Annotated in this window: 15 protein-coding genes and 1 tRNA gene; 10 read left to right on the top strand and 6 right to left on the bottom strand. The window is 69.0% G+C overall.

Annotation, left to right across the window (positions count from 1 at the left end):
* Positions 1-105: 105 nt before the first annotated feature.
* The 3 genes from TNCT1_RS08135 to TNCT1_RS08125 all read right to left on the bottom strand — a co-directional run bounded on the left by TNCT1_RS08135 (position 106) and on the right by TNCT1_RS08125 (position 2,383).
* Positions 106-1,596: a DEAD/DEAH box helicase gene (locus tag TNCT1_RS08135; protein WP_174266192.1), complete on the bottom strand. Its 1,491-nt coding sequence runs from the start codon at positions 1,594-1,596 to the stop codon at positions 106-108.
* Positions 1,597-1,777: 181 nt separating this feature from the next.
* Positions 1,778-1,981: a cold-shock protein gene (locus TNCT1_RS08130; RefSeq protein WP_004986771.1), complete on the bottom strand. Its 204-nt coding sequence runs from the start codon at positions 1,979-1,981 to the stop codon at positions 1,778-1,780.
* 328 nt (positions 1,982-2,309) lie between these two features.
* A tRNA-Gly gene (locus TNCT1_RS08125) sits at positions 2,310-2,383 on the bottom strand.
* A 517-nt stretch (positions 2,384-2,900) separates the two neighbouring features.
* Here TNCT1_RS08125 and dcd point away from each other — a divergent pair.
* From dcd to TNCT1_RS08110, 3 genes are all read left to right on the top strand, one after another.
* Entirely contained in the window at positions 2,901-3,476 is a 576-nt protein-coding gene (dcd, locus tag TNCT1_RS08120) for a dCTP deaminase (protein ID WP_143629928.1), read from the top strand.
* 13 nt (positions 3,477-3,489) lie between these two features.
* Positions 3,490-3,999: a phosphoribosyltransferase gene (locus tag TNCT1_RS08115; RefSeq protein ID WP_143629926.1), complete on the top strand. Its 510-nt coding sequence runs from the start codon at positions 3,490-3,492 to the stop codon at positions 3,997-3,999.
* A gap of 82 nt (positions 4,000-4,081) precedes the next feature.
* A complete protein-coding gene (locus tag TNCT1_RS08110) occupies positions 4,082-4,375 on the top strand; it encodes a hypothetical protein (RefSeq protein WP_143629924.1) in 294 nt (97 codons plus the stop codon).
* A 133-nt stretch (positions 4,376-4,508) separates the two neighbouring features.
* On the opposite strand, the gene TNCT1_RS08105 is transcribed toward TNCT1_RS08110, so the two are convergent.
* Positions 4,509-5,084, bottom strand: coding sequence for a hypothetical protein (locus TNCT1_RS08105; protein ID WP_143629922.1), 576 nt, complete (start codon positions 5,082-5,084; stop codon positions 4,509-4,511).
* A 183-nt stretch (positions 5,085-5,267) separates the two neighbouring features.
* Here TNCT1_RS08105 and TNCT1_RS08100 point away from each other — a divergent pair, with 183 nt between their 5' ends.
* On the top strand, positions 5,268-5,747 hold the full coding sequence (locus TNCT1_RS08100; protein ID WP_143629920.1) for an SMI1/KNR4 family protein: 480 nt from the start codon (positions 5,268-5,270) through the stop codon (positions 5,745-5,747).
* A gap of 785 nt (positions 5,748-6,532) precedes the next feature.
* Here the strand turns inward: TNCT1_RS08100 and TNCT1_RS08095 are convergent.
* Positions 6,533-7,567 carry a Yip1 family protein gene (locus TNCT1_RS08095; protein ID WP_143629918.1) on the bottom strand — a complete coding sequence of 345 codons (1,035 nt, stop codon included), beginning with the start codon at positions 7,565-7,567 and terminating at the stop codon, positions 6,533-6,535.
* A 199-nt stretch (positions 7,568-7,766) separates the two neighbouring features.
* Positions 7,767-10,049 carry a (Fe-S)-binding protein gene (locus tag TNCT1_RS08090; RefSeq protein WP_143629916.1) on the bottom strand — a complete coding sequence of 761 codons (2,283 nt, stop codon included), beginning with the start codon at positions 10,047-10,049 and terminating at the stop codon, positions 7,767-7,769.
* A gap of 193 nt (positions 10,050-10,242) precedes the next feature.
* Between TNCT1_RS08090 and TNCT1_RS08085 the strand changes: the two genes are divergently transcribed.
* The 6 genes from TNCT1_RS08085 (at position 10,243) to TNCT1_RS08060 (ending at position 16,951) form a co-directional block, all read left to right on the top strand.
* Positions 10,243-11,262: an MraY family glycosyltransferase gene (locus TNCT1_RS08085; RefSeq protein ID WP_143629914.1), complete on the top strand. Its 1,020-nt coding sequence runs from the start codon at positions 10,243-10,245 to the stop codon at positions 11,260-11,262.
* A gap of 94 nt (positions 11,263-11,356) precedes the next feature.
* Complete coding sequence (gene dnaK, locus TNCT1_RS08080; RefSeq protein WP_143629912.1) at positions 11,357-13,195, top strand: molecular chaperone DnaK; 1,839 nt, start codon at positions 11,357-11,359, stop codon at positions 13,193-13,195.
* Complete coding sequence (grpE, locus tag TNCT1_RS08075; protein WP_143629910.1) at positions 13,192-13,854, top strand: nucleotide exchange factor GrpE; 663 nt, start codon at positions 13,192-13,194, stop codon at positions 13,852-13,854. Before dnaK ends, grpE begins: the two co-directional genes overlap by 4 nt.
* A gap of 33 nt (positions 13,855-13,887) precedes the next feature.
* Complete coding sequence (gene dnaJ / locus TNCT1_RS08070) at positions 13,888-15,057, top strand: molecular chaperone DnaJ (protein ID WP_143629907.1); 1,170 nt, start codon at positions 13,888-13,890, stop codon at positions 15,055-15,057.
* A 7-nt stretch (positions 15,058-15,064) separates the two neighbouring features.
* Complete coding sequence (locus TNCT1_RS08065) at positions 15,065-15,523, top strand: heat shock protein transcriptional repressor HspR (RefSeq protein ID WP_143629905.1); 459 nt, start codon at positions 15,065-15,067, stop codon at positions 15,521-15,523.
* A 321-nt stretch (positions 15,524-15,844) separates the two neighbouring features.
* The gene (locus TNCT1_RS08060; protein WP_143629903.1) at positions 15,845-16,951 is read left to right on the top strand and encodes a sugar ABC transporter substrate-binding protein; all 1,107 of its coding nucleotides are present in this window, start codon (positions 15,845-15,847) and stop codon (positions 16,949-16,951) included.
* Positions 16,952-17,028: the final 77 nt, after the last annotated feature.

The raw sequence follows: 17,028 nt of genomic DNA, 5'->3' as shown, positions 1-17,028 counted from the left end.
AGGGTGTCTCCTTCGGTAGGGGATGGTCTGCGTGGCGGCCCTTGCGGCCCCGGGAGATCACGGCGGCCCTCGGCAAGGCCGGGGCGCGCCGGGGACCGGGCCGGCCTAAGCGGCCGGGTTCCGCCCGGGCAGCCGCTGTCCCCGGCGGCGCGCCCCGGCGCCGTCGGGTCCGCCCTGGGCGGTGCGGCCCCGGCGAGCCCGGGACGCCGCGGAGGCGCGGCGGGTGCGTTCCACGACGGGCGCGGTGATGACCACGGGGACCCCGGAGGGCTCCCGGGCGCCGGTGATCCGGCTCAGTTCCGCCTCGCCCGAGCGGACGGGGGTGACGCGCGCGGTGATGCCGGCCGACGCCATCAGACGGGTCATGCCGCGGCGCTGACCGGGGGTCACCAGGGTGACGACGCTGCCGGACTCCCCGGCGCGGGCCGTACGGCCGCCACGGTGCAGGTAGTCCTTGTGGTCGCTGGGCGGATCCACGTTCACGACCAGGTCGAGGTTGTCGACGTGGATGCCGCGGGCCGCGACGTTGGTGGCCACCAGGACGGTGACGTGACCGTTCTTGAAATGCGCCAGGGTCCGGGTGCGCTGCTGCTGGGACCGGCCGCCGTGCAGGGCCGCGGCGCGGACACCGCTGTGCAGCAGGTGCTCGGTCAGCCGGTCCACGGCGTGCTTGGTGTCCAGGAACATGATGACCCGGCCGTCCCGGGCCGCGATCTCGGTGGTCGTGCGGTGCTTGTCCGCCTCATGCACGTGGAGTACGTGGTGCTCCATCGTGGTGACGGCACCGGCCGACGGGTCGACGGAGTGCACCACCGGGTCGGTCAGGTAGCGGCGGACCAGCAGGTCGACGTTGCGGTCCAGGGTGGCCGAGAACAGCATCCGCTGGCCCCCGGGTCGCACCTGGTCGAGCAGGGCGGTGACCTGGGGCATGAAGCCCATGTCGGTCATCTGGTCGGCCTCGTCGAGCACCGTGATGCCGACGTCGTCGAGCCGGCAGTCGCCCCGGTCGATGAGGTCCTTGAGCCGGCCGGGCGTCGCTACGACCACCTCCGCACCGGCGCGCAGCGCACCGGCCTGCCTGCCGATGGACATGCCGCCGACGACGGTGGCGAGCCGCAGGCTCACCGAGCGGGCGTAGGGAGCGAGCGCGTCGGTGACCTGCTGGGCCAGCTCACGGGTGGGGACGAGGATCAGCGCCAGCGGGCGGCGCGGCTCGGCGCGCCGGCCCGCGGTACGGGCCAGTGCCGCGAGGCCGAAGGCGAGGGTCTTGCCCGACCCGGTGCGGCCGCGGCCGAGCACGTCGCGGCCGGCCAGCGAGTTCGGCAGGGTGGCCGCCTGGATCGGGAACGGCCCGGTCACGCCTTCGTGGCCGAGCGTGGTCAGCAACGGCGCCGGCATGGCGAGACCGGCGAACGCCTCGACGGCGGGCAACGCGGGTGTGACCGTCTTCGGCGGCGCGAACTCGCCCCCCGCGGACTGCCGGTTGCCGTAACCGGCGAAGCGGCGCGAAACACCGGAGCGACCTGCGGCGGCGCTTCCTCCGGAGCGGTCGTAGGCGCGATTGCCGCGTGCGCGAGTGGTACGTGTGCGGTTCATGCGGAACCTTCCTCGATGCGGGCACGTATCAAGGAATTTCCGCAGCAGAATGAGCGGCGCAGAGAATCGCGAGACCGGGCCGAAAAATGACAGGGGCGAATCACCCTGGGAATGAAGCGAGCTGGGGCCCGCACCCCAAGGTGCGGGCCCCAGCTGCGACGTGTGCGGCAGTGCCGGCGTGTCAGGCGGGAACGATGTTCTCGGCCGTCGGGCCCTTCTGGCCCTGCGCGATGTCGAACGACACCTTCTGGCCCTCCAGCAGCTCGCGGAAGCCCTGGGCGGCGATGTTCGAGTAGTGGGCGAAGACGTCGGCGCCGCCGCCGTCCTGCTCGATGAAGCCGAAGCCCTTTTCCGCGTTGAACCACTTCACGGTGCCAGTAGCCATGTTTTTTCTCCTTCGGAGGCGGTGCCAGGAATGCACCCTGTGCGCATTCCGTGTCGCCGTGATGATCAGCCGTCGGAAAAAACCTTCTGGCAACCACACCTGCAACTGATGTCGACGGTAGCACGGTGCGATCGGTTTTGTGCGGTCGGCAATTCCGCTCCGCCGGGCGGTCGAGGAATACTCGCCATACCCCGCACCTATTTCTCATTTCACGGACGTAGATTTTTCGCTCCGTGGACGCGGGCTTCCTGCCGCGCGCCTACGGCCGGCCCGCGGTGCGGGCGCCCGGGCAACAAAAAACCCCCGGGTCTCCGACCTGGGGGTTGTGTGGAGCGGGTGACGAGAATCGAACTCGCGCTCTCAGCTTGGGAAGCTGATGTTCTACCATTAAACTACACCCGCGTAACCTCGGGCGGCTCCGCGGAGTCGATGCCCGAACGCTCGCTCACTGTACCCCATCGTGGACCCCCGGTGCCCGGACCGGGGGTCCACGTGTGTTCGAGGCATGGGATCCGCCTGCGGGGGAACGGAGTTGGGGCGTAGCGTGGCGGGGTGGCGAGAGGGGCCGGGCGGGGCCGGAGTGCCGCCTGGAGAGTCGTCTCTTTGATCCCGTAATGTGGCTTTCGTCGGCAGTGCAGCAGGCCGACGCGGCTCTTGGGGAAGGGACTTGAGGGATTTGATGGAACGCACCGTCGTTCGTTGCGCGGACGGGCACGTCTTCAGCGCCACTACGTTCCCGATGCAGAAGGCCGAGCGGCTGGGCCCCGGCCGACTCATGAGGTGTCCACGGTGTGCCCGGCTCCGCAGTGTGGTGCCGGTCGCCCTGGAGAAGCGGTAGCCGTAGGCGGCGCACACGGACCGAGGCGCGCGGAGTCGTCACGATTGTCGGGGCTCCGCGCGCCTTGCGTATCCTCGGGGCGTGCTTCTCTCAGACAAGGACATCCGGGCCGAGATCGACGCCGGGCGGGTACGGATCGATCCCTATGACGAAACCATGGTGCAGCCGTCGAGCATCGACGTGCGGCTGGACCGTTACTTCCGGGTGTTCGAGAACCACCGGTACCCGCACATCGACCCCTCGATCGAGCAGGCCGATCTGACCCGGCTGGTCGAGCCGGAGGGCGACGAGCCGTTCATCCTGCACCCCGGCGAGTTCGTGCTGGCGTCGACGTACGAGGTGATCACGCTTCCCGACGATCTCGCCTCGCGCCTTGAGGGCAAGAGCTCCCTCGGCCGGCTCGGGCTCGTCACGCACTCCACCGCCGGGTTCATCGACCCGGGGTTCAGCGGTCACGTGACCCTGGAGCTGTCCAACCTCGCCACCCTGCCGATCAAGCTGTGGCCCGGCATGAAGATCGGCCAGCTCTGCATGTTCCGGCTGACCTCGCCCGCGGAGCACCCGTACGGCAGCGAGCGCTACGGCTCCCGGTACCAGGGGCAGCGCGGGCCGACCGCCTCGCGGTCCTATCTGAACTTCCATCGGACCCAGGTGTGAGGACGTCGACGACATGAGCGAAGTACGCGAGAACCTGACCTACGAGCGGTTCGGCACCGCCGTCCGCGAGCTGGCGCAGACCATCGCCGACGACGGCTACGAGCCCGACATAGTGCTGAGCATCGCGCGGGGCGGGGTGTTCGTGGCGGGCGGGCTGGCCTACGCCCTGGACTGCAAGAACATCCACCTGGTGAACGTCGAGTTCTACACCGGCGTGGGCACCACCCTCGAGATGCCCGTCATGCTCGCGCCCGTGCCGAACGTGATCGACTTCTCCGACAAGAAGGTGCTGATCACCGACGACGTCGCGGACACCGGCAAGACGCTCAAGCTGGTCCGCGACTTCTGCCTCGACACGGTCGCCGAGGTCCGCTCCGCGGTGATCTATGAGAAGTCCCACTCCCTGGTGAAGTGCGAGTACGTCTGGAAGCGCACCGAAGACTGGATCAACTTCCCGTGGAGCGTTTTGCCTCCAGTACATAGGTCGGGCGAGGCGCCTAAGGGGAACAGGGAAGCGCTCTGAGTTGCGCGTTCCACACCCCGCACCTTCCCGTTCCCTCGATGTCTATGCTGTGCATCGCTGGGAACCGAAGGAGCAGTGGGGAGTGGAAAGCACCATGTGCGGGCCTCTCGTCCTTGCGGGCCGGCCGGTGGTTACGCCCGTCAATTGGATAGAGGATCTCTTCATGTTGAGCTGGGTCGCCCTGCTCGGAGGCCTCTGTTTCCTCGTTGCTGTCGACTATCGCAATTTTGGTCTGTGGGTCTACGACTACTTGGATCGAAGGAATCCTGTTACTGCCATGCCGATGATGACTCCGGATCGCTTCAGGTTCGTGGCGGGGGCGATGGCGGTGGTCTTCTTGGGCTTGCTCGTCTACCTGCTCGGCAGCCTCATATAGACGCTGGCACCGGCAGGCAGCGATGTCGGCGAAGGCCACGAAGTGCTCCGCCTTGCGTTCATAGCGACGGTCACCAAGGTCGCGCTGGTTGCTGTACCTGATCGTGGCCCAGCGCTCGGGCATCGGCTGCCGTTTACGAATCCCCGGTCAGGGCGCACCAGTTCATATTGTCGGGATCCCCTACGGTCAGACCCACCAGCAAGCGTCCCTTGTCCCGGTAAAGGTCGAAGGAGGTCCATTCGTCCTTTATGTTCAAATCGAGTTCCTGTTCAGCGCCGGCCTTGTCGATTTCCCAGGTGCCATCCCCGCTGACCCTCTGCGTGACCTTGCCGTCGAGGTTCATCTCGGTAGGCATGCCGGTGACGGACGCCGATCCATCCCGATTCAAGGTCAACGTGGTGTCGCAGTCTTCGGCGCGCCAGGTGCCTATGAGCTGGGACTCATGGACGTTCTTCGCAACCGGATAGCCGCCCCATCCCATGCACGCGGAGACCGACAGAACCAGCGGGGCCGAAATCAACGCCCACTTCAATGCTCGGCTGTTCATCGCCTGCCCTCTTCGCACTGGTGGCCTGATCGTAAGCCTCAACAGAGATGCTCCCTCACGGTGCATCTTCACGCCCGCTGCCAAAAGGATCGCGGAGACGACGAGGCTCAGACAGGGCATCGCCTTTTCCGCCGGTCCGCCATCCCTGAACGGGTTCTCCATGCTCGCCCTCTCCGTCTATGGGGGGCGGCACTGTACCGCGCGGGCAGTGGAGTCTTGACGCCCCGGTCAAGCTCGTCGGCCCGATCGGGGCACGCAGGGGGCACGGTCGGACCCTCTCCCAGTGATTCGACTCCGGTCTTGGAGGGCATGGCCTCCAAGGCTCCGAATTGGGAGGCTGAGCCGGTGACTGATGATGAGATTCTGGAGGCGCTGTGTACCGTGGCTCAGGCGCGTCCCTTGCCCACGCCTGCATCACCCAAGGCTGTTGCCGAGGCGGAACGAGTCATCGGTTTCCCGGTGCCTCCGCTCCTGCGGCGTCTGTACACCGAAGTCGCCAACGGAGGATTCGGCCCCGGTGAGGGGGTCCTGGGCGTGAGCGGCGGGCGCCCCCAGGGCAACTTCTGTGACATCGCCGAGCTGTACCAGGACGGCCCGGATCCGTCCGGCCGGGTCCCTGCCGGTTTGGTGCTGATCTACGACTGGGGCTGCACCATCTGGTCGCTGGTCGACTTCCGTGATCCTGCGGGTGCCATGTGGTGCAACCACGAAGGAGAGCTCTGGCCCACGGGCATCACCCTCGGGGAATGGCTGGTCGCTACATCGGCGGGCACCCTGACGGTGGAGACCCTGCTGGAAGGTCAACCCGGTTCGCAGATCATCTAGCCAGTCCGCCGCTTCCCGACCACCTCCGCCACCACTCTCCCCAGCTCCCGCGCCCGCCACATCGGACTGGCAGTCGGCGACGGCGCCCCCTCCACCCCGGTGCCGGCCGATCCCCCGCCGCAGGCATTGTTCTGACCGGGGCCGCGCTATGCAGTGGTCGCCTCATGGCCGAACGCTTCCGCACTTGCTGATGTTGAGGCGGATATCGCTGCCTTGACGCAGGCCGCTAAGGCTAAGGAGATCACCGTCTCAACCCTGCTCCAGCTCTTGCCGGACCTGGAGCGACGGCGTGACGAGCTGAAGTCTGAACGGGGGCGTCACAGCGCAGGCTGAGTAGCCCAACACCACCCAGAACGCGAGGCCGAGCATCCGCCGGCCTCGCGTTCTCGTGCGTCTACCCGGCGCTGACCTGCGCAAATGATGCCTGCGGGACAGCTCTCTAGAACGGCCCGGCGGCCGGGCTCGTGAGTCATCCGGCCGCCGGGCCGTCGGATCAGGCGACCGCCGTCACTTCCCGCCCTGCTGCTGGTTGCAGTTGATGACGGTGTTGCCGTCGGCGTCCTTGACGGTCCTGAGGACCTTGGTGGTCTTCTTGGCCGCCGGGTCCCCCTGCTGCTGCTGACACAATGGCGACGGCGGACGGCGAATGATCAGTGGGCACGCTGCGACGCCCTTCTTTTCCCCCGGACAGCCTCATCGGCGCGATGCGCGGGGCGTGGCGAAGGCCCCCGGCGGTCGACCGCGCGGGGGCCTCGGTGTGTGGGGCGGGTCGGGTGCGGGGCGGGCTAGAAGGTGCCCAGCTTCACGATCGACAGCAGCGCGATGAGCTGGATGGCCGACGCGGCCAGCGCCTTCGGCCAGGGCAGGTCGTGCGAGCGGGACACCATCAGGGTCAGCAGGACGCCCGCGCCGATCCAGGTGGCCCAGCCGAGGAGCTGGACGAAGCCGGCGTCGCCGCCGAAGAACATGGCGAAGACCAGGCGGGGGGCGTCCGTGAGTGAGGTGATCAGCATGGACAGGCCGACCGTGGGCTGCCAGGCGCCGTCGCCGCCGAGCTGGCGGGCCAGGGTGTGGGTGACCACGCCCAGGACGAAGGCGCTCAGCACCATCGCCACGGCGGTGACCAGGACGATCGGGATCGCGTTGGAGAGCGTCGCGTCGATCACGTCCGCGCGGGCCCCGTCGAAGCCGAAGACGGCGAGCAGGCCGTAGAGGAAGGTGACGATGAGCGCCGGGGCCCACATCGTGTAGTCCCGCATCCGCAGGAACGTCTGGTTCGGGGCGAGGACGACGCCCTTCAGCAGTTCCTTCCAGTGCAGGGGCGGGCCGATCGGGCCGGACGGCGCGGCCGCGCCGGCGTGGTAGGTCGAGCCCTGGGTGTAGCCGGCCGCCTCGTCGACCGAGAACGCCTGGGTGTGGCCCGGGTTGTTGGCCGCGTACGGGTCGTGCCCGCCGTGACCGCCGTGCCCGGCGCCCGGGTGGCCGCCGTCGCCGAAGTACTCCGGGCCGTCGTCGGCCGGTCCCGGGTACCCGTACGGCTGTCCCTGCTGCGGGTACGGCGGCTGCTGCGCCGAAGGGTAGCCGTACGAGGGGCCCGGGGGCCGGCCGTACGGCGGCTGCTGCCGTCCGTGCGACGGCCCGCCGGGCCGCCCCTGTCCGTACGACGGTCCCTGCGGCGCCTGCTGTCCTTGGGGGGTGCGGTTGTCCCGGCCCCCGCGTCCGTTCCTGAATCCAGCCACGCCCTCGAACGTACCTGGTCCCGGGGACTCCCGTGCCGGACCGGGGCGTCCGGGCCCGGCTTTGCGGCCGACCTGTGACATCCCCTAAGGGACCGTCAGCGGCAGGTCCCGGGTCATCCCGGGGTCCGCCGGGGTTCACCCGGGTCCGCCGGGGTCAGAGAGGTCGCGATGGCCGTCGGCCGGCCCCGGCCCGGCCGCTCACGCCACGGCGCCCCCTGCTCCGCGATGCGGTTCAGGGGGCGCCGTGGGGCCGTTCAGCCGTGGGCTGTCCGGCGGGTGGTCACTTCACCGGCTCGGGCTCCGGCTCGCTCTCCGTCTCCGCCTCGCCCGCCGGGTCGACCGGCGTCCTGACGGAGTCGAGGAGCAGCTGGGCGACGTCCACGACCTGGATGGACTCCTTGGCCTTGCCGTCGTTCTTCTTGCCGTTGACCGAGTCGGTCAGCATGACGAGGCAGAACGGGCAGGCGGTGGAGACGATGTCCGGGTTCAGGGAGAGGGCCTCGTCGACGCGCTCGTTGTTGATGCGCTTGCCGATCCGCTCCTCCATCCACATCCGGGCGCCGCCGGCGCCGCAGCAGAAGCCGCGCTCCTTGTGGCGGTGCATCTCCTCGTTGCGCAGGCCGGGGACCTTGCCGATGATCTCGCGCGGGGGCGTGTAGATCTTGTTGTGGCGGCCCAGGTAGCACGGGTCGTGGTAGGTGATGATGCCCTCGACCGGGGTGACCGGGATCAGCTTGCCCTCGTCCACCAGGTGCTGCAGGAGCTGGGTGTGGTGGATGACCTCGTAGTCGCCGCCGAGCTGCGGGTACTCGTTGCCGAGGGTGTTGAGGCAGTGCGGGCAGGTGGCGACGATCTTCTTCGCCGACTTCGGCTTCCTCGACTCCGCCGTGACCTTGCCGTCGTCGTCCAGCTCCTCGCCGAACGCCGTGTTCAGGGCCATGACGTTCTCCATGCCGAGCTCCTGGAACAGGGGCTCGTTGCCCAGGCGACGGGCGGAGTCACCGGTGCACTTCTCGTCGCCGCCCATGATCGCGAACTTCACGCCCGCGATGTGCAGCAGCTCGGCGAAGGCCTTGGTGGTCTTCTTGGCGCGGTCCTCCAGGGCGCCGGCGCAGCCGACCCAGTAGAGGTACTCGACCTCGCTGAGGTCCTCGATGTCCTTGCCGACGACCGGGACCTCGAAGTCGACCTCCTTGGTCCACTCCAGGCGCTGCTTCTTCGCCAGGCCCCAGGGGTTGCCCTTCTTCTCCAGGTTCTTGAGCATCGTGCCCGCCTCGGACGGGAACGCGGACTCGATCATGACCTGGTAGCGGCGCATGTCGACGATGTGGTCGACGTGCTCGATGTCGACGGGGCACTGCTCGACGCAGGCGCCGCAGGTGGTGCAGGACCACAGGACGTCCGGGTCGATGACGCCGTTCTCCTCGGCGGTGCCGATCAGCGGGCGCTCGGCCTCCGCGAGGGCGGCGGCGGGCACGTCCTTGAGCTGCTCCTCGGAGGCCTTCTCCGCGCCCTCCATGGTCTTGCCGCCGCCGGCCAGCAGGTACGGCGCCTTGGCGTGGGCGTGGTCCCGCAGGGACATGATCAGCAGCTTCGGGGAGAGCGGCTTGCCGGTGTTCCAGGCGGGGCACTGCGACTGGCAGCGGCCGCACTCGGTGCAGGTGGAGAAGTCCAGCAGGCCCTTCCAGGAGAACTGCTCGACCTGGGAGACGCCGAAGACGTCGTCGTCGCCCGGGTCCTCGAAGTCGATCGGCTCGCCGCCGGACGTCATCGGGAGCAGGGCGCCGAGGGAGGTCTCGCCGCCGGCGTTGCGCTTGAACCAGATGTTCGGGAAGGCCAGGAAGCGGTGCCAGGCCACACCCATGTCGGTCTTCAGGGCGACCGTGATCATCCAGATGAAGGAGGTCGCGATCTTCAGGCCCGCGAAGAAGTAGGTGAGGTTCTGGAGTGTGGAGACGTCCATGCCCTCGAGCCAGTGGACGACCGGGTACGAGATGAAGAACGAGGCCTCGTAGCCGTCCACGTGGTGCTGGGCGCCCTCCAGCGCGTGCAGCATGAAGATGCAGACGCCGACGATCAGGATGACGGCCTCGACGAAGTACGCCTGGCCGAAGTTGGAGCCGGCGAAACGGGACTTGCGGCCCGGCTTGCGCGGGTGCGTGAGCTGACGGACGACGATCAGGGCGAGGATGCCGAGCACCGTCATCGTGCCGATGAACTCGACGAAGACGTTGTACGGCGCCCACTCGCCGATGACCGGCAGGAGCCAGTCGGCCTGGAAGAGCTGGCCGATGGCGTTGACGATCGTCAGCAGCAGCGAGAAGAAACCGACCGCCACGAACCAGTGCGCGACACCGACGACACCCCAGCGGTTCATCCGGGTGTGGCCCAGGAACTCCCTGACCACGGTGACGGTGCGCCGGCCGGGCTCGTCGGTCCGTGTGCCCGCGGGCACGTTCTGGCCGAGCCGCATGAAGTTGTAGATCTGCAGGAGGGCGCGGGCGAACAGGGCCACGCCGACCACGATCAGAACCAGCGACACGATGATCGCGGCGAGTTGCATTTCGGGGCTCCTCGGGCCTGCGAGGGAAATTACTAAGCGGTAACTTATGCAGTCCGTTCGAGACTACCCGCATCTTTACTCGCACTGTAGCCAGGCGCGAGGTGATCTGGGTCGCTGAGGGGTGCCTGGGCCGACCGGCAATCAGATCGTGTTATTCGTACCGAATTGCTACTTTCGCGCCTAACTTAGAGCCGTGCTCTACGGGATCGCCGCGGCCTGCGCCGCCCTCCTCCTCACCGCCGTGCTCGCGGCGCTGCTCCGGCTGCCCGCGCTCCGCGCGGGAATCGTGGACCGGCGGCGGCAGCGGCCCCTCCCGGTGCTCGGCGGAGTGGCCGTCGTGGCCGTCACCTGTCTGGTCGCCTGGGCGGGGCAGTGGTCCGGGGTCGCGCCGTTCGGGGACGGGGTCGGCCGGCTGCTCGCCGTCGCAGCCGGGATCGCCCTGCTGGGGCTGGTCGCCGACGTGTGGCGGCTGCGGGCGCGGGTACTGGTCACCGGCGCGGCCGTCGCGGCGGCCGGCGTCGTGCCGTTCGACGAGACGGGCGTCTGGGGCGGGCTGCTGGCCGTGGGCTGGATCGTCCTCGCCACGCTGGCCTTCAAGGGGCTCGACCACGCCGACGGGCTGGCCGGGACCGTCGGGGTGGTCACCGCCTTCGGGGCGGGGGTCTGCGCCGCGGCGGAGCTGATGGACGGGCTCGCCGTGCTGCTCAGCGTGTTCGCCGCCGCGCTGACCGGCTTCCTCATGCACAACTGGCATCCCGCGCGCGTGGGGCTGGGGGCCTGCGGATCGCTCTTCACCGGGTTCCTGCTCTCCTCGGCCGTCGTCTTCACGCGCGCGGGGTACGAGCTGGAGCGGACGGCGGGTGTGGTGTTCAGCCTGAGCGCCGTGGCCGCCGCCGACCTCCTGCTCGTCGTCCTGGCCCGGCTGACCTCCCGCCGGCCGCTGCTCAGGCGGGGCCCGGACCACCTGGCGCACCGGCTGCGGCGGCTCGGGCCGACCCCGCCGGGCGCGGTGGTGCTGCTGGGCGCCGGGTCCTTCTCCTCGGTGCTCGTGGGGGTGCTCGTGCACACGGGGTGGACGGGGGAGAAGGCGGTGCTGTGGGTGGCCGGCGGGGTGGTGCTGGCCGTCCTCGTACTCCTTCGCATCCCTGTCCAACCGCCCCGCCGGAGTGTGTCGACGCAGGTCAGAGGGCAGTTGCGTGTAAGGAACGGATAAGACTTGAGCCCGGTTGACTCAGGTCTGTTGACCGCACGGGTCTCCTCGTGCACACTTGAGCCTGTTGCACTCAAGTCAGCTGGAGGAACCAACCATGGCACGTGCGGTCGGCATCGACCTGGGCACGACTAACTCCGTCGTCAGCGTTCTGGAGGGCGGCGAGCCCACCGTCATCACCAACGCCGAGGGTGCCAGGACCACGCCGTCCGTCGTCGCCTTCGCGAAGAACGGCGAGGTGCTCGTCGGCGAGGTGGCCAAGCGCCAGGCGGTCACGAACGTGGACCGGACCATCCGGTCCGTCAAGCGCCACATGGGCACCGACTGGAAGATCCAGCTCGACGGGAAGGACTTCAACCCGCAGCAGATCTCCGCGTTCATCCTGCAGAAGCTGAAGCGGGACGCCGAGTCCTACCTGGGCGAGAAGGTCACGGACGCGGTCATCACCGTCCCGGCCTACTTCAACGACTCCGAGCGTCAGGCGACGAAGGAGGCCGGCGAGATCGCCGGTCTGAACGTCCTGCGCATCGTGAACGAGCCCACCGCCGCGGCGCTGGCGTACGGCCTCGACAAGGACGACCAGACGATCCTCGTCTTCGACCTCGGTGGCGGCACCTTCGACGTGTCCCTCCTGGAGATCGGCGACGGCGTCGTCGAGGTGAAGGCCACCAACGGTGACAACCACCTCGGTGGCGACGACTGGGACCAGCGCGTCGTCGACTACCTGGTGCAGCAGTTCAAGTCCGGCCACGGCGTGGACCTGGCCAAGGACAAGATGGCCCTGCAGCGTCTGCGCGAGGCCGCCGAGAAGGCGAAGATCGAGCTGTCCTCGTCCACCGAGACCTCGATCAACCTGCCCTACATCACGGCGTCCGCCGAGGGCCCGCTGCACCTGGACGAGAAGCTCACCCGCGCCCAGTTCCAGCAGCTCACCGCGGACCTGCTGGAGCGCTGCAAGACGCCGTTCCACAACGTCATCAAGGACGCCGGCATCTCGATCAACGAGATCGACCACGTCGTCCTGGTCGGCGGCTCCACCCGCATGCCCGCCGTCGCCGAGCTCGTCAAGGAGCTGACCGGTGGCAACGAGGCCAACAAGGGTGTGAACCCGGACGAGGTCGTCGCCATCGGCGCCGCCCTCCAGGCCGGTGTCCTCAAGGGTGAGGTCAAGGACGTCCTGCTCCTCGACGTGACCCCGCTGTCCCTCGGCATCGAGACCAAGGGCGGCATCATGACCAAGCTCATCGAGCGCAACACCACGATCCCGACCAAGCGGTCCGAGATCTTCACGACGGCCGAGGACAACCAGCCGTCCGTGCAGATCCAGGTCTACCAGGGCGAGCGCGAGATCGCGGCGTACAACAAGAAGCTCGGCATGTTCGAGCTGACCGGTCTGCCGCCGGCGCCGCGTGGCGTCCCGCAGATCGAGGTCGCCTTCGACATCGACGCCAACGGCATCATGCACGTGACCGCGAAGGACCTGGGCACGGGCAAGGAGCAGAAGATGACCGTCACCGGCGGCTCCTCGCTGCCGAAGGACGAGGTCGACCGCATGCGCCAGGAGGCCGAGAAGTACGCGGAGGAGGACCACGCCCGCCGCGAGGCCGCCGAGACCCGCAACCAGGGCGAGCAGCTCGTCTACCAGACCGAGAAGTTCCTCAAGGACAACGAGGACAAGGTCCCGGGCGAGGTGAAGACCGAGGTCGAGGAGGCCGTCGCCGAGCTGAAGGAGAAGCTCAAGGGCGAGGACACCACCGAGATCCGCACCGCCACCGAGAAGGTCGCCGCCGTCTCGCAGAAGCTGGGCCAGGCCATGTACGCCGACGCCCAGGCCGCCCAGGCCGCCGGTGGCGCGCCCGAGGGCGAGGCCAAGGCTGACGACGACGTCGTGGACGCCGAGATCGTCGACGACGAGCGCAAGGACGGTGCCGCGTGACGGAGGAGACCCCGGGCTTCGAGGAGAAGCCCGACGTCCCCTCCGGCGCCACCCCTGACGACGCCGAGCCGAAGGCCGCCCCCGAGGAGGGGGCGGCCCCGGCCGGGGACGCGAACGCAGACGCCGGTCTGGTGGCACAGCTGGACCAGGTGCGCACGGCGCTGAACGAGCGCACCCTGGACCTCCAGCGCCTGCAGGCCGAGTACCAGAACTACCGCCGCCGCGTCGAACGCGACCGGGTCGCGGTCCGGGAGATCGCCGTCGCGAACCTCCTGACCGAGCTCCTGCCCGTGCTCGACGACATCGGCCGGGCACGGGAACACGGCGAACTGGTCGGCGGCTTCAAGTCGGTGGCCGAGTCGCTGGAGACCGTCGCGGCCAAGATGGGCCTGCAGCAGTTCGGCAAGGAGGGCGAGCCCTTCGACCCGACGATCCACGAGGCCCTGATGCACAGCTACGCGCCGGACGTCACCGAGACGACGTGCGTGGCCATCCTGCAGCCCGGGTATCGCATCGGCGAGCGCACCATCCGCCCCGCGCGGGTGGCCGTCGCCGAACCGCAGCCCGGCGCGCAGACGGTCAAGGCCGAGGGCGCCGAGGAGAGCACCGAGGCGAAGGCGGCCGACGACAAGGAGAACGGTGGCCCGGAGGAGGGCTGACGTAATCACCGCGAGGAAGGAGGGACGTCGGGGATGAGCACCAAGGACTTCATCGAGAAGGACTACTACAAGGTCCTCGGCGTCCCCAAGGACGCCACCGAGGCCGAGATCAAGAAGGCGTACCGGAAGCTCGCCCGCGAGTTCCACCCGGACGCCAACAAGGGCAACGCCAGGGCCGAGGAGCGCTTCAAGGAGATCTCCGAGGCGAACGACGTCCTCGGCGACCCGAAGAAGCGCAAGGAGTACGACGAGGCGCGCGCCCTGTTCGGCAACGGCGGCTTCCGCCCCGGGCCGGGCGCCGGCGGCGGCAACTTCAACTTCGACCTGGGCGACCTCTTCGGGGGCAACGCACAGGGCTCGGGCGGCTTCGGCGGCGGCATCGGCGACGTCTTCGGGGGCCTGTTCAACCGCGGCGGCACGGGCACCACCCGCACCCAGCCGCGGCGCGGCCAGGACATCGACACCGAGGTCACGCTGAGCTTCACGGAGGCCATCGAGGGCGCCACGGTGCCGCTGCGGATGTCCTCCCAGGCGCCCTGCAAGGCCTGTTCGGGCACCGGCGACAAGAACGGCACACCGCGCGTGTGCCCGACCTGCGTCGGCACCGGGCAGGTGGCCCGGGGCTCGGGCGGCGGGTTCTCGCTCACCGACCCCTGCCCCGACTGCAAGGGCCGCGGCCTGATCGCCGAGCACCCCTGCATGGAGTGCAAGGGCAGCGGCCGTGCCAAGTCCTCGCGCACCATGCAGGTCCGCATCCCGGCCGGCGTGACGGACGGGCAGCGGATCCGGCTGCGCGGCAAGGGCGCGCCCGGCGAGCGGGGCGGGCCGGCGGGCGACCTCTACGTGGTCGTGCACGTCGGCGAGCACCCGGTGTTCGGGCGCAGGGACGACAACCTCACCGTCACAGTGCCGGTCACGTTCGCCGAGGCGGCCCTCGGCGGCGAGGTCAGGGTCCCGACCCTCGGCGGCCCGGCGGTCACCCTGAAGCTGCCGCCCGGCACCCCGAACGGGCGCACCATGCGCGCCCGGGGCAAGGGCGCGGTCCGCAAGGACGGCACCCGCGGCGACCTGCTGGTCACCGTCGAGGTGAGTGTGCCGAAGGACCTGTCGGGGAAGGCTCGTGACGCGCTGGAGGCGTATCGCGAGGCGACCGCGGGCGAGGACCCGCGGGCGGAGCTGTTCGAGGCCGCGAAGGGAGATTGAGCGCCCCATGGACACACCCGGCCGTCGGCGTAATCCGTACGAACTGACCGAGGAGACCCCGGTCTACGTCATCTCGGTGGCGGCCCAGCTCTCCGGTCTCCATCCGCAGACGTTGCGCCAGTACGACCGTCTGGGTCTGGTCTCCCCGGACCGCACGGCGGGGCGGGGCCGCCGCTATTCGGCCCGTGACATCGAACTGCTCCGCCAGGTGCAGGCGTTGTCGCAGGACGAGGGCATCAACCTGGCCGGTATCAAGCGCATCATCGAACTGGAGAACCAGGTCGCCGCGTTGCAGTCCCGCGTCGCGGAGCTGCAGGACGCCCTGGAGGGCGCGGCGACCGCGATGCGGCAGCGCGAGGCGGCCGTGCACGCCTCCTACCGGCGCGACCTGGTGCCGTATCAGGAGGTCCAGCAGACCAGCGCGCTGGTGGTGTGGCGGCCGAAGCGGCAGCAGCAGGCCGACTGAGCGCGGGCGGCCCGCGCGGGCCGCGGCGAGCACCGGCAGGGGCCGGGGACGGGTGACCGTCCCCGGCCCCTTTCGTGTGCGCCGCGGCCGCCGTCGGCCGGGCGGATCTTTGCCCTTCCGTGAACTTCCTCTGCGTGGAGGGTCCGTAAAGAGTGTTTGGAGGGGATTCCGCTCCTCCTTCACAGATGCAGCGGAGCGTGCTGTTGCGCACTCGTTAAGTAGTTCCGCTTGACGCCGGGTGGGCGCGCCGCGTTGTCTTTTCAGACACCTGGGTCGTAAAGCAGCGCCCACGTCCGGATCGCACCTGAAGTGAGCCCTCGAATGCGTCGTATCGCCATATCCGTGGCCGCGTCCACGATGATCCTTTCGCTCGCCGGGTGCGGCGTGCTGGACGCGACGGGGGACGGTGCGAGCGCGAGCCCGACGAAGGGCGACGACGTCACCGTCGGGCTGCTGCTGCCGGAGAAGGCGAACACGCGCTACGACAAGTTCGACTACCCGATCATCAAGGCCAAGGTGGCCGAACTGACCCACAAGAAGGGCACGGTCCAGTACGCCAACGCGGACGCGGACGCCTCCCGGCAGGCCGGCCAGATGCAGACGATGATCGACGACAAGGTCGACGTCATCCTGCTCGACGCGGTCGACTCGCACGGCATCGTCGGCGAGGTGAAGAAGGCCAAGGAGGCGGGCATCCCCGTCATCGCCTACGACCGGCTCGCCGAGGGCCCGATCGACGCCTACATCTCCTTCGACAACGAGCTGGTAGGCGAGGTGCAGGGCCGCTCGCTGCTGGAGGCCCTGGGCTCGGGCGTGGACACCTCCGACAAGGTCGTCATGATGAACGGCTCGCCCACCGACCCCAACGCCAAGCAGTTCAAGCAGGGCGCGCTGTCGGAGCTGAACGGCAAGGTGGACATCGCGCAGTCCTTCGACACCACGGACTGGAAGCCGGAGAACGCCGAGGCCAACATGGCCAAGGCGATCGCCAGTATCGGCAAGGACAACATCGCCGCGGTCTACTCCGCCAACGACGGCATGGCGGGCGGTGTCATCAAGGCCCTGACGGCGGCCGGTGTCACCAAGCTGCCCCCGATCACCGGCCAGGACGCCGAACTGGACGCGGTGCAGCGCATCGTGGCCGGCGAGCAGTACATGAGCGTCTACAAGTCCTACCCGGACGAGGCCGAGGCCGCGGCCCAGATGGCCGTCACCAAGGTGCAGGGCAAGGACATCCAGTTCGACGCCCTGACCCAGGACCGCGTCGACAGCCCCACCGACAAGGACATCCCGTCCCGGCTCGTCCAGGTGAGCGCCCTGACCCGGGCCAAGATCAAGGACACCGTCATCGCCGACGGCATCTACTCGGTCGGCGACATCTGCACGGCCAAGTACAAGGCGGCCTGCGCGTCGATCGGCCTGAAGTAGCCCGCGTCCCACCCTTGCAGCTTGTTGCTGCCGCGGCGGGCGGAAGACCGTACGCAACGGCGCATACCGGCCGGTTT

Origin of the sequence: Streptomyces sp. 1-11, assembly GCF_007176755.1 — a bacterium.
Lineage (GTDB): Bacteria > Actinomycetota > Actinomycetes > Streptomycetales > Streptomycetaceae > Streptomyces.
This window is presented reverse-complemented; position numbering and strand designations above follow the sequence as displayed.